Origin of the sequence: Peptoniphilus harei (assembly GCF_016726485.1) — a bacterium.
Lineage (GTDB): Bacteria > Bacillota > Clostridia > Tissierellales > Peptoniphilaceae > Peptoniphilus_A > Peptoniphilus_A harei.
Genome location: NZ_CP068103.1, coordinates 1,340,436 through 1,352,964 on the forward strand (window position 1 = coordinate 1,340,436; position 12,529 = coordinate 1,352,964).

Here is a 12,529-nt window from a genome sequence, read left to right on the forward strand (position 1 = left end):
AAAATGGAAAATATAGGTGTAATCTTCGGAGGAAGATCCGTTGAACACGAAGTTTCTGTTATTACAGGAATGCAAATTATTGAAAATATGGATAAGTCCAAGTACAATCCTATTCCAATTTATATTACAAAAGATGGCAAGTTCTTGTCAGGAGAAAGTCTAAAGAACTTCAAGTCCTACAAGGACCAAGACTTCCACGATGGAGTAGAAGTCTTCTTCAAGCCAGAATATGGCAACAAAAACTTATACTATGTGAAGCACAATCCAAAGAAGTTATTTAAGGCAGAATACGATTCAGTAGAAGTTTACGAAAAAATTGATGGCATATTCTTTGCCCTCCACGGAACTTTTGGTGAAGATGGATGTACTCAAGGACTTTTTGAACTTATGGGCATGCCTTACACAGGCTGCGGAGTTATGTCTGCTGCTGTAGGTATGGACAAGGTCATTATGAGGAAGGTCTTTGAATCAGAAGACATCCCAATGACTAGATATAAGTACTTCTTCAGAGAAGAACTTAAAAACCTAAAGGGAGTTATAGAAAAGTGCAAGGACCTAAACTTCCCACTTTTTGTTAAGCCAGCTAACCTTGGCTCATCAATAGGGATTTCAAGAGTTGAAAATGCCCTTGACCTTTCAAAGGCTCTAGAAGTTGCAGCCCACTACGACAGAAAAATTATTGTTGAAGAAGCTGTTGTTAACCCAAGAGAAATTAACGTGGCAGTACTTGGTTATGAAGATGATTTAAGAGTTTCTGCAGCAGAAGAACCTCTTGGTTTTAAGGACCTTTTAAAGTACGAAGATAAGTATGTTTCTGGTTCTAAGGGAGCTAAATCATCTCAAAAGCACCAAAACAAAAAACTTCCAGCAGAACTTAAGCCTGAGCTTGAAAAGGAAATTAAAGAACTTGCAAAAAAAGCCTTCTCAGCAATTGATGGTGCAGGTGTTGCAAGAATTGACTTCTTAGTTGACGGCGACAAGGCCTATGTAAATGAAATCAACACTCTTCCAGGTTCTATTGCCTTCTACCTCTACGAGGTTGAGGGACTTATGATCAAAGACCTAATCACAAGGCTAATTGAACTTGGCAAGAAAAGACACAGTGAGAGAGCTGCAAATAACTATTCCATTGATTCAAATTTATTTAATATGACAAGTTATGGAGCAAAGATTTAATGATTAAAGAAAAGATTTTAGAACTTATTGAAAAGTCAAAGCCAAGGACAAAAGATGAGCTTGCTAGGTTATTTAAAATTAAGAGTAAGGAGAAAAAAGAATTTAATAGGATTCTAGAGGAACTTGAAGACGAGGGCCTAATTTTCATGGACCACAGGAAGAAATATAGACTTGTGGACAATGACAAATTCTTTTTTGGAAAACTTCAAACAAATGCCAAGGGTTTTGGATTTTTGATAAGCGAAAATCTTGACGAAGATATTTATATATCAAAAAACAACCTTAACTCAGCTTTAAATGGCGATGAGGTAATCGTAAGAAGATATAGGGAGTCCTCTGGTGACAAGCCAGAGGGCAAGGTCCTCTCTATTGTGAGGAGGGTAAACACAAAATTTGTTGGAGTCTTTCAAAACAAAAGGGACTTTGGCTTTGTAGTATCAGATGAGAGCAAGATGGCCATGGATATTTATGTTCCAAAGAAGAAATTTAATGGGGCGAAGAACGGTCAAAAGGTTGTTGTAAAAATAGAAAAATGGCCAGAGGCCAATAAAAAACCTGAGGGAAGAATTGTAGAAGTCTTGGGATATCCAGATGATCCTGACGTCGATATTCTTTCTGTGGCTGCAGGCCTTGACCTTCCCATGGAATTTCCAAAGGCTGCCCTATCGGAAGCAAAGGCCCTTCCACAAAAAGTTAGAGAAGAGGACTTGAAGGGAAGAAGGGACATAAGAGACCTCACAACTTTTACAATTGATGGAGCCGATTCCAAGGACTTTGATGACGCAATTTCTCTTGAAGTAGCAAAAAACGGCAACTACATTTTAGGAGTTCACATTGCCGATGTGTCCCACTATGTTGAAGAATACTCTCCAATAGATGAAGAAGCCTTCAAGAGGGGAAACTCAGTCTATCTTTTAAACAAGGTTATACCAATGCTGCCCTTTGAACTTTCCAATGGAATTTGTTCCCTAAATGAAGGAGTAGATAGATTAACTCTTTCAGTCCTTGCAGAAATTGACAAGAAGGGCGAAGTAGTAAAATATGATATCCTTGAGTCTGTAATTAATTCTAAGAGGAGACTTGTTTATGAAAATGTCTCTGACTACTTAGAAAAAAATATTTCCCATCCATCTCTTAAGGGACTTGAGAAGACCCTAGACAAGATGTATGAACTTGCAAAAATTTTGGAAGACAAGAGAGAAAAGGGTGGCGCCATAGACTTTGATATACCGGAAGTTATTATTAGAGTTGACGAGGAAGGTTGGCCACAAAATATCCACAAGAGGGACAGGAGAACTGCCAACAAACTCATCGAGGACTTTATGCTTATGGCCAATGTCTGTGTGGCAAAAGAATATTATTTTAAGAAAATTCCATTCTTATACAGGATTCACGAGAGACCAAAGGATGAAAAGATTTCAGAACTCAACTCCTACTTGCGACCTCTTGGCTACATGATTAACTTTGATGAAAAAGTTGAACCAAGAGATGTGCAAAAGCTCCTTGAAAAGGTAAAGGGAAGCAAGGAAGAGATGTTTGTCTCAACTATGACCCTAAGGTCCATGGCAAAGGCAAGGTATTCTGAAGTAAATGACATTCACTTTGGCTTGGCCTTTGACCACTACTCCCACTTCACTTCTCCAATAAGAAGATATGCTGACCTCACAATCCACAGGATTATAAAAAAGAAAATTGAGGGAAAACTATCCAAGGGCGACATAACAAACTTAAAAGCAATCTTGCCAGACATAGCAGAGCAAGTTTCTAAGACAGAAAAAGTTGCCCAAGAAGCAGAAAGACAAGTTGAAGACATTAAGATGGCTGAATACATGTCTGAGCGAATTGGAGAAGTCTACAAGGGTAGGATTTCTTCTATCACAAACTTTGGAATGTTTGTGGAATTAGATAACCTTATAGAAGGGCTTGTGGGCTACAGGACCATGGACGGCTACTACGAATTTGACCAAGACAACTACAGGGCCATTGACTACAGGACGAAAAAAGAATTTCACATTGGCGACAATGTGACAATAAAAGTTGTAAATGTTGACCTCAACATGGGCAACATTGATTTTAAAATGGTAGGTGATGAAGATGAGTAAGGAAAAAAACGATGCAATAGCAAACAACAAAAAAGCCAGCCATCTTTATTTTATAGAGGACACTTATGAAGCAGGGATTGAACTTGTTGGGACTGAGGTCAAGTCCATAAGGGCAGGCCATGTCAACATCAAGGATGCCTACTGTGACATCAACAAGGGAGAAATTTTTGTATCAGGTATGCACATTTCACCCTACGAGCAGGGAAATATTTACAATGTGGATCCCATGAGGAAGAGAAAACTTTTGATGCACAAAAATGAAATCCTAAGACTTGAAAAAGTTAAGACTCAGGATGGTTACACAATCATCCCCCTGAAAGTTTATCTCAAGAGGGGCAAGGTCAAGGTCCTAATTGCCAAGGCCAAGGGTAAGAAGCTTTGGGACAAGAGAGAGACAATGAAGAAAAGAGAAGTTGATAAGAAACTAAGACAAGCACTCAAATATTGAGTGCTTGTTTTTTGTGAAAATTTATTTTGATTTTAATTTTTTGTTTTCTTTATAATATTGAAAACATTCAAAGATGATAAATATACATGGAATTATAAAAAATAAATAATTGTCATTTTGAGAATAAGCGATATCACCTGATGCACCTATTGCATCTATGACATTAAATGAAATTAAAATGAGATAAAAATTATGTCCTATTATAGACTTTTTTATTAAAAATATTCCCAGTATGTTAAATGTAAGTAAGCTTATGAAATAATTAAGAGTATGATTTTTTCCGTCAAATACATTAAAAGCTATGTGACTTCTGCTTGCATAAGATACTTTATAAAGTAGATAGATTATTAAATAAATAGCTATATATTTTAAAATTTTTTTGCTTTTGTCATTCATTCTAAATCACCTTTATCTTTAAAATACATATAATAATTTTTACTTATAATATAAGCATACAAAATAAAATAATCTCTTACAACAAAAGATTTGCTTTTTAATTAATAAACAAAAAATTATAAAAGCTAAAAACATTTAAATCAGACTTAATGATTAAAAAAAATATATTTTTTGATATAATAAGCCCAGGTGATATTATGGCTTTTATCGAAGTTAAGGACCTTTCAAAAGTTTACAGGATTGGCGAAAGGTCTGTCATGGCAAATGATAAATTAAATTTTGAAATAGAAAAAAATGAGTTTGCAATAATTCTAGGTGCATCAGGTGCCGGCAAGTCAACTTTTCTAAATATCTTAGGAGGTCTCGACACGGCATCATCTGGTGACCTCTTAGTTGATGGGAAAAATATTGCGAAATATAGGGAAAGAGAACTGACAACTTACAGACGTTACGACATGGGCTTCGTCTTTCAATTTTATAATTTGATTCCCAACCTGACAGCTCTTGAAAATGTTGAGCTTGCAAGTCAAATTGTAAAAAATGCCAAGGACCCAGTTGAAGTTTTAAAATCTGTTGGTCTGGGAGATAGGATGGACAACTTCCCGTCACAATTATCTGGTGGAGAGCAACAAAGGGTATCAATAGCCCGTGCAATTGCGAAAAATCCAAAGCTCCTCTTATGTGATGAGCCAACAGGTGCCCTTGACTATAAGACAGGCAAGCAAATTTTAAAGCTCTTGCAGGACCTTACTAGGACAACGGACACAACTGTGGTCCTAATAACTCACAACTCTGCAATTAAAAATTCTGCAGACAGGCTAATTGAAATTTCTGACGCCAAGGTCAAGGATGTTTTTATCAACGACGACCCAAGGGACATAATGGATATAGAATGGTAGGTGGAGGGTGAAAGCTCGCGACAAGGATAATCTCAGGGAGATAAAAAATTCTCTACCGAGATTTATTTCAATAATGATAATTGTCTTCCTCGGAGTCTTTGTCTTGATTGGACTTATTTCCACAGGCAAGGTTATGAGGAATACAATTGATGATAAAATTGAAAAATTAAATCAAGAGGACCTAAAGGTTTCCGTTCCCATTGGACTTGAAGCTAAGGACCGACAAATTATCGAGGACCAAGAGGATATCAAGGAGCTGGAGTATGGTTATGACAAGGATGTCTTTCTTGAAGGAGATCCAACTGTTATAAAAGTTTTAAACATGCCCTATGAAATTTCCAAACCAGAAATAATTGAGGGAAGAGAACTTGAAGGACCTGATGAAATTATTTTGGATTCCAGAATGAAACAAACTGGGAGTAAAATTGGGGACACAATAAGCTTTAAGGAAGATAACGACGATGATGAGGACAATGATCTAAAGAGACTTTCTTTTAAGGTTGTTGGATTTGCAAATTCTTTGGACTTTCTCCAAGAGAACAATGCAACTTATTCAGAAAGAGGATACGGGCAAATTTCTTATTTTGCCTTCATTGACGATGGAAATTTTTCTGGTGACCCTACTCTTGCCAAGATAAAATTTTTGGGGACTGAAGGCTTAAAAACCTCTGACAAGGACTATATTGACTACATGGATAAGAAGAAAAGGGCTCTTAAAATTGACTTGAAGTCTAGACCCAAGGAAAGACTTGACTCAATCCAGGGAGAAATCTCAGATAGAATCACTGACGCAGAGGACAAGATCACCGATGCAGAAACTAAGTTATCTGATGCTAAGGACAAGCTAGTCAAGGGGCGAGAAGACCTAAACAAGGGGAAGTCCGACTACAAGGAAGGCCTTGACAAGTACAATGAAGAAAAGAACAAGGCGGAGTCGGAAATTTCTAAAAATAGGGACAAGCTTTACAAGGCATCTGTGGAAATAGATGATGGTGAGAGAAAGTTAATTGATGGTTACGAAAAATTATCTGATGGCAAGAAGAAACTTGATGATGCCAAGTCTGAATTAAATTCTGGAAGAAAGAAGCTGACAGAGGGCAAGGAAAAGTACCAAAAAGGTCTTGGAGAAGTGGAAGCTTCAGAAAAAGCCCTAAGACAGGGAGAAGACCAGCTAGCTGAGGGAAGGAAAAAGCTTGATGATGGCTGGGACAAGATCGAAGAATCTAGAAAAAAACTTGCCGACGGAATGAAAAAGTATGAAGAAGGAGAAAGAGAATACCAGTCTGGTATGGCTCAACTTGAAGCTGGCAAAAATAAATTAGTTTCCAAAATGGGGGCTTCATCTTATGAAGATGCTGTGGAAAAAATCTACGCCCTAGACAAGGCCTTGGAAGCTGGAGAAGATCTTGTAAAAAAACTTCCGACTATTGAAGATGAAATTGCAAAAACTTCCTCACAAATAAAGCAAGTTGATAGTGGCCTTTCACAAATTGATGGACAAATTTCTTCCTTGAAAAACTCCTTAAATAATCCTGACCTGTCTGATGAAGATAGACAAAATATAGAGGGACAAATTGCAGGACTTGAAGGAAAAAAATCTGAACTTGAAAAGAACAAGGCTGCCTTAAATAAAAAATTAGACTTCCTAAAGACATCAAAGGAAGAAATTGACAAGGCAGTGGAAGAAATAAATAAGGAAGTCCCTGGTGGAATCACAGGCAACTTGTCTGACTTAAAGGCAAAATTAAAGGAAGGCAAGGCTGGTATTGCTACTATCCAAGAAAATGAAAAGAAACTTGCAGGAGCCAGGGCTACTCTTGATGCCAGCAAGAAGCAAATAGAAGAGGGAAATAGGCAACTTGAAGAGGGGATTGCAGAGACAGAAAAGGGAGAGATGGAATATGCCAAGAGCAAGGATGAAATCGAGAAAAACAAGAGAAAACTTCAAGATGCAAGAGAAGAATTAGAAAAAGCAAAAAATAAAATAAGTGAATCCGAAGAAAAATTAAATAAGGGAACTGCTGACTATGAGTCTGGAAAAAAAGAATACGAGGAAAAGTATGATGACTATGTGGAAGGCAGGGAAAAACTTTCAAGAGCCAAAGAAAAATACTTGTCTGGAAGAGATGAACTGGACAGGGGCCAAGACAGACTTGATGAAGAATTAAAAACTGGTAAAGACCAGTTAAATGATGCCAAGTCAAAACTCTACAAGGCAGAAAAAGATTTGAAAAAGGGAGAAGATGAATACCAAGACAAGTCTCAAGAGGCTGAAGAAAAAATTTCTGATGCAAGAGAGAAAATTGCAGATGGAAGAAGATATCTAAGTTTAATCAAACAGCCTCGCTATACAATTACACCAAGGCACTTGTCGCAAGACATCAACACCTATCTTGACTACGCAAAGAGAGTTGACGGCCTTTCCTTTATCTTCCCAATATTTTTCTTTGCCATTGCCCTTCTAGTTTGTTTCACTACAATGACTAGGATGGTCGACGAAAACAGGCTTGTCATTGGAGCCTACAAGGCTTTGGGTTATACCAAGAAAGAAATTGGAAGGAAGTTCTTCCTCTATGGATCACTTGCCTCCTTAATTGGTGGGACCTTGGGAGCAATTTCTGGTTCCTACATCTTGACCTATATAATTGGAAACGCCTACTCAACAAAGACAATTTTTGAAAATAAACTATTAATAAATATCTTTCCACTAAGAGTTATTTTCGCTATTGTCATTGGATTTTTATTCACAAGCGTAGCTGCCATGATAAGTGTCAATAAAAATCTAGATGAAAAGACAGCCAACCTCTTAAGAGCAAAGGCACCATCTAAGGGAAACAGGATCCTTTTGGAAAAAATTCCCCTTATTTGGAGTAGGATGAGCTTTTTAGCAAAGGTAACAGCGAGAAACCTGTTCTTGTCTAAAAAGAGGATGTTCATGACAGTGGTGGGAGTAATGGGTTGTGCAGCCCTCTTAGTACTTGGATTTGGTATATCTGAATCAGTAAAGGACGTTGAGACCCTACAATTTAAAAATATTTTGAAGTACGACCTGTCAATACTTTATGACAAAGACCTAGATGAAGACTCTTACGAAGAATACAAGAAGTCCTTGGCAGAGAAAAACTTGGACTACACAGAGTCCTATCAAGAATTATTTACAGTTGATTACAAAGAAATTGACCAGTCAGTAAATGTTATAGTCCCAAGGGACAAGGAAGATTTCAAAAACTACGTGGCTCTCTTTGACAAGGACACAAGAGAAGAATTAGAGCTTCCAAAAAAGGGAGTTATAATCACAGAAAAACTATCCAAACTTAAAAAGTTAAAAGTTGGCGACCCACTAGAAATTAGAGACGTCTATGGAAATGAATTCGAAGTAGAAGTCGCCGGCATCAGTGAATTTTATCTTGGACACAATGTATACATGGACAGGGACTACTTTGAAAAAGTAACAGGATCAGAATTCAAGTCCAACACAGACCTAATAAAAGTTCCTAAAGGCTTTGACAAGGATGACTTTATAAAGTCAACAATAGAAAAGAAGTCAGTCTTTAATATAGGAAATGTTGGTGACATGAAGGATGTATTGAATCAATTCCTGTTTTCAATAACTAAGGTTGAGATAATTATCCTAATAGTGACAACAATTTTGGAAGTCGTAGTCCTTTACAACCTTACAAACATAAACATCGAAGAGAGAATAAGAGAAGTCTCAACAATAAAAGTTCTAGGCTTTTATCCAAGAGAGACAACATCATACATTTACAAGGAAACCTATATCTTGGCAATAATTGGAATCATAATTGGACTGGGCGTTGGAAAAATCCTCCATTACTCTGTCCTACAAATAGTAGTTCCCTTTATGGCCATGCTGCCAGAAGACTTGAGCCCAAGACCCTTTATCTTGGCAGGAATAATAACAGCCCTTGTAAATACATTTATAATGATAATCTTCCACTATAAGATAAAGAAGATAAAGGCCATAGATGCCTTGAAGTCAAATGAATAAGATGAGACATAGGATTTGAAAAAAAATATTGAAAAATAAAAAGCAAGTGTTAAAGACCACTTGCTTTTTTAGTGGGAATTTTTTATATAAATTTTACAATATTTGATAAAAATTATTAATATAACAAAAAAAACTGATTTATGTACAAAAAAACTAGAAGAACCTTTTATATACTTGAATAATGTAGTAAAATTAGCTTAGGTGAGTGAATTCATTTTTAAAAACAAGGAGGTTTGATATTTGGTTTTACAAATATAATATATATAATGTTTTAGAAATTTAATCTAGAACAGTAAAGACAGCAAACGATATATTGTGATAAAAACTTATTGCAATATAAAAAGGAGGATTAAAGTGAAAAAGAATAAGAAAATAATCTCGTTGCTTATTTTAATGCTCATGATAGTTGGAGTATTTGCAACAGATAAACTTAGCGTATTTGCAGAGATAAATGATAAAGATTTTGATGTAAATACTGATTGGCGTATGTCAAATGACATCACAACTGAATTTTCAGTTCCAGATGGCGTTAGAGCCTATTCTACAGGAAAAGCTAAAGTTGGAAACATAGGTGTAACAGCAAAATTTGTTAAACAAGCTGATAGAAATGATGGAGCATCATATTTATCTGGTAACGGAAAACACCAAGCAGATTATGCTGCAACATCTGATATGTTTTACGCCAATCCAGATCCATCAACAATTCCTGCCTTAGCAATTAATGCCCAAGCAAGTAATGGTGTTGGTGGTAAATTAAACACATATCAAAAAGCTAATTATAGCGGTCGTGCTGAAGTTGGAACTGTAACACTTACATTTGATAAAACAGTAACTGACCCAGTACTAGACTTATCAGGACTAGGCGGATACGTTAACGCATTCGGTGATTTTCAATATTCAAATGGAACAGGGGCTGTACTTGGTAGAGGATCATTTAATTCTACTGATATAGAGCTAATCACAGATGGAGTTTCATTTGAAAAGGGAGCTTCAAATTCTAACTTAGAAGTTACTAATAATACGATTAAGGTAAAAAATAGAAATACTTTTACACATGCTAAGCTAACACAAGGAGAACACATCCAAAATAATGGATATCCAAGTCCAAAATTAGTACCAGCAGGTACAGGAAGTGTTATCTTAAAGGGAACATTTAAAGAAGTATCATTAAAGCTTTATCACAATGCTACTCCATATTCTGCTTTTCCAACAGATAAATACGGAACAAGTAGAGTTTTCTTCACTAATAACAATAACTCACAATATGGTGATGGAATAAATGGTCTGAATGTGATTAATACTGAAAAAATACAAATTGGAAATAAAACATATAATAATTTAACAAACTGGGACAAATTCAGAATTTCATTAAGATTACTAAAACCATCATCAATTGGAGATAGAGTTTGGTTAGATGAAGATGCTAATGGAATCCAAGATGCAGGAGAAAAAGGAGTTGAAGGAGTAACAGTAAAACTTCTTGATAAAGATGGAAGTCCAGCTAAAGACTTTAACGGAAATCTAGTTCAAGACCAAGTTACAGATGCAAATGGTAATTACAAATTTGAAAACTTGCCAGCAGGTGAATACGTTGTTCAAGTAGTTACAAAAGACGGTCAAACTCTTACAACAAAGGGACAAGGCGCTGCTGATAAAGATTCAGACCTAGATCCAAAAACAGGAAAAACAGATGTAATTAAATTAGAAGCAAATGAAAACATCACAAATGTAGATGCAGGTATTGTTCCAGCAAAAGAATACAAAGTAGACTACGAATTCCAACCATCAAAAGCAGAAGGAACACCAAGTGAATTACCACAAGGCGTAAAAGATCAACTACCAAAAACAGTAGAAAATCTAGCAGATGGTAAATCAGTTCCATCACCAAAAGAATTCACTCCAGTAAAAGATGAAGTGAACAAAGGAACATGGACATTTGAAGCGTGGGATAAAGAAACTGCAAAAATCAATGGAGCAGACGAACACGTAACAGGAACATGGGTATTCACAAAAGATGAAGAACCACAACCAAAAGAATACAAAGTAACTCACGAATTCAAATCAGGAACAGCTGGAAAAGACTTACCAGACGAAGTAAAAGCATTATTGCCAAAAGACCAAACAGGAAAAGTAGATGGCAACACAGTCGTACCAACAGAACCAGAACAAAAAGAGGTAACAACATCAGAAGGAACATGGACATTCAAAGGCTACGACAGATCAAATGCAACAATCGATGGAGCAGATGAACACTTTGTAGGAAAATGGGAATTCACACCAAAAGAAGACCCTAAACCAGAAACAGGAAGTGTATACGTAAAATACGTAACAGAAGACGGAAAAGAACTAGAACCTGAAAGTGGAGTACTAGTAAACGCAGAAGTTGGAACAAAATATACAACAGAAGAAAAAACATTTGACGGATACGAATTTGTAAGAATGGATGAAAAATCTGATCCAGCAAATGGAGAAGTTAAAAAAGACGACCAACACGTAATCTACGTATACAAACCAGTAGAACAAAAACAATACAAAGTAGACTACGAATTCCAACCATCAAAAGCAGAAGGAACACCAAGTGAATTACCACAAGGCGTAAAAGATCAACTACCAAAAACAGTAGAAAATCTAGCAGATGGTAAATCAGTTCCATCACCAAAAGAATTCACTCCAGTAAAAGATGAAGTGAACAAAGGAACATGGACATTTGAAGCGTGGGATAAAGAAACTGCAAAAATCAATGGAGCAGACGAACACGTAACAGGAACATGGGTATTCACAAAAGATGAAGAACCACAACCAAAAGAATACAAAGTAACTCACGAATTCAAATCAGGAACAGCTGGAAAAGACTTACCAGAAGAAGTAAAAGCATTATTGCCAAAAGACCAAACAGGAAAAGTAGATGGCAACACAGTCGTACCAACAGAACCAGAACAAAAAGAGGTAACAACATCAGAAGGAACATGGACATTCAAAGGCTACGACAGATCAAATGCAACAATCGATGGAGCAGATGAACACTTTGTAGGAAAATGGGAATTCACACCAAAAGAAGACCCTAAACCAGAAACAGGAAGTGTATACGTAAAATACGTAACAGAAGACGGAAAAGAACTAGAACCTGAAAGTGGAGTACTAGTAAACGCAGAAGTTGGAACAAAATATACAACAGAAGAAAAAACATTTGACGGATACGAATTTGTAAGAATGGATGAAAAATCTGATCCAGCAAATGGAGAAGTTAAAAAAGACGACCAACACGTAATCTACGTATACAAACCAGTAGAACAAAAACAATACAAAGTAGACTACGAATTCCAACCATCAAAAGCAGAAGGAACACCAAGTGAATTACCACAAGGCGTAAAAGATCAACTACCAAAAACAGTAGAAAATCTAGCAGATGGTAAATCAGTTCCATCACCAAAAGAATTCACTCCAGTAAAAGATGAAGTGAACAAAGGAACATGGACATTCGAAGCGTGGGATAAAGAAA

General features: G+C 36.4%; 6 protein-coding genes and 1 pseudogene. 6 read left to right on the forward strand and 1 reads right to left on the reverse strand.

What is annotated here, in order from left to right; translation table 11 throughout:
• Positions 1–3: 3 nt before the first annotated feature.
• The 3 genes from I6I93_RS06245 to smpB are packed head-to-tail and all read left to right on the forward strand — an operon-like array spanning position 4 to position 3,726.
• Entirely contained in the window at positions 4–1,176 is a 1,173-nt protein-coding gene (locus I6I93_RS06245) for a D-alanine--D-alanine ligase family protein (RefSeq protein ID WP_112889853.1), read from the forward strand.
• Positions 1,176–3,278, forward strand: a complete 2,103-nt coding sequence (gene rnr / locus I6I93_RS06250; protein WP_112889854.1) for a ribonuclease R — start codon at positions 1,176–1,178, stop codon at positions 3,276–3,278. The genes I6I93_RS06245 and rnr overlap by 1 nt, the downstream gene beginning before the upstream one ends.
• Positions 3,271–3,726, forward strand: a complete 456-nt coding sequence (gene smpB / locus I6I93_RS06255) for an SsrA-binding protein SmpB (RefSeq protein WP_112889855.1) — start codon at positions 3,271–3,273, stop codon at positions 3,724–3,726. Before rnr ends, smpB begins: the two co-directional genes overlap by 8 nt.
• 21 nt (positions 3,727–3,747) lie before the next feature.
• On the opposite strand, the gene I6I93_RS06260 is transcribed toward smpB, so the two are convergent.
• Positions 3,748–4,122 carry a hypothetical protein gene (locus I6I93_RS06260; protein WP_112889856.1) on the reverse strand — a complete coding sequence of 125 codons (375 nt, stop codon included), beginning with the start codon at positions 4,120–4,122 and terminating at the stop codon, positions 3,748–3,750.
• A gap of 197 nt (positions 4,123–4,319) precedes the next feature.
• On the opposite strand from I6I93_RS06260, the gene I6I93_RS06265 reads away from it, so the two are divergent.
• The 3 genes and pseudogenes from I6I93_RS06265 to I6I93_RS06275 all read left to right on the forward strand — a co-directional run.
• The gene (locus I6I93_RS06265; RefSeq protein WP_112889857.1) at positions 4,320–5,021 is read left to right on the forward strand and encodes an ABC transporter ATP-binding protein; all 702 of its coding nucleotides are present in this window, start codon (positions 4,320–4,322) and stop codon (positions 5,019–5,021) included.
• 7 nt (positions 5,022–5,028) lie between these two features.
• Entirely contained in the window at positions 5,029–9,030 is a 4,002-nt protein-coding gene (locus I6I93_RS06270) for an FtsX-like permease family protein (RefSeq protein WP_112889858.1), read from the forward strand.
• 672 nt (positions 9,031–9,702) lie between these two features.
• Positions 9,703–12,522: pseudogene (locus I6I93_RS06275) on the forward strand (SHIRT domain-containing protein); the annotation flags it as partial.
• Between the last annotated feature and the right edge of the window lie 7 nt (positions 12,523–12,529).

Excerpts from the sequence above, each read along its gene's own strand:
- I6I93_RS06245 (WP_112889853.1), top strand. The coding sequence starts at position 4 with ATGGAAAATATAGGTGTAATCTTCGGAGGAAGATCCGTTGAACACGAA.
- rnr (WP_112889854.1), top strand. The coding sequence starts at position 1,176 with ATGATTAAAGAAAAGATTTTAGAACTTATTGAAAAGTCAAAGCCAAGG.
- smpB (WP_112889855.1), top strand. The coding sequence starts at position 3,271 with ATGAGTAAGGAAAAAAACGATGCAATAGCAAACAACAAAAAAGCCAGC.
- I6I93_RS06260 (WP_112889856.1), bottom strand. The coding sequence starts at position 4,122 with ATGAATGACAAAAGCAAAAAAATTTTAAAATATATAGCTATTTATTTA.
- I6I93_RS06265 (WP_112889857.1), top strand. The coding sequence starts at position 4,320 with ATGGCTTTTATCGAAGTTAAGGACCTTTCAAAAGTTTACAGGATTGGC.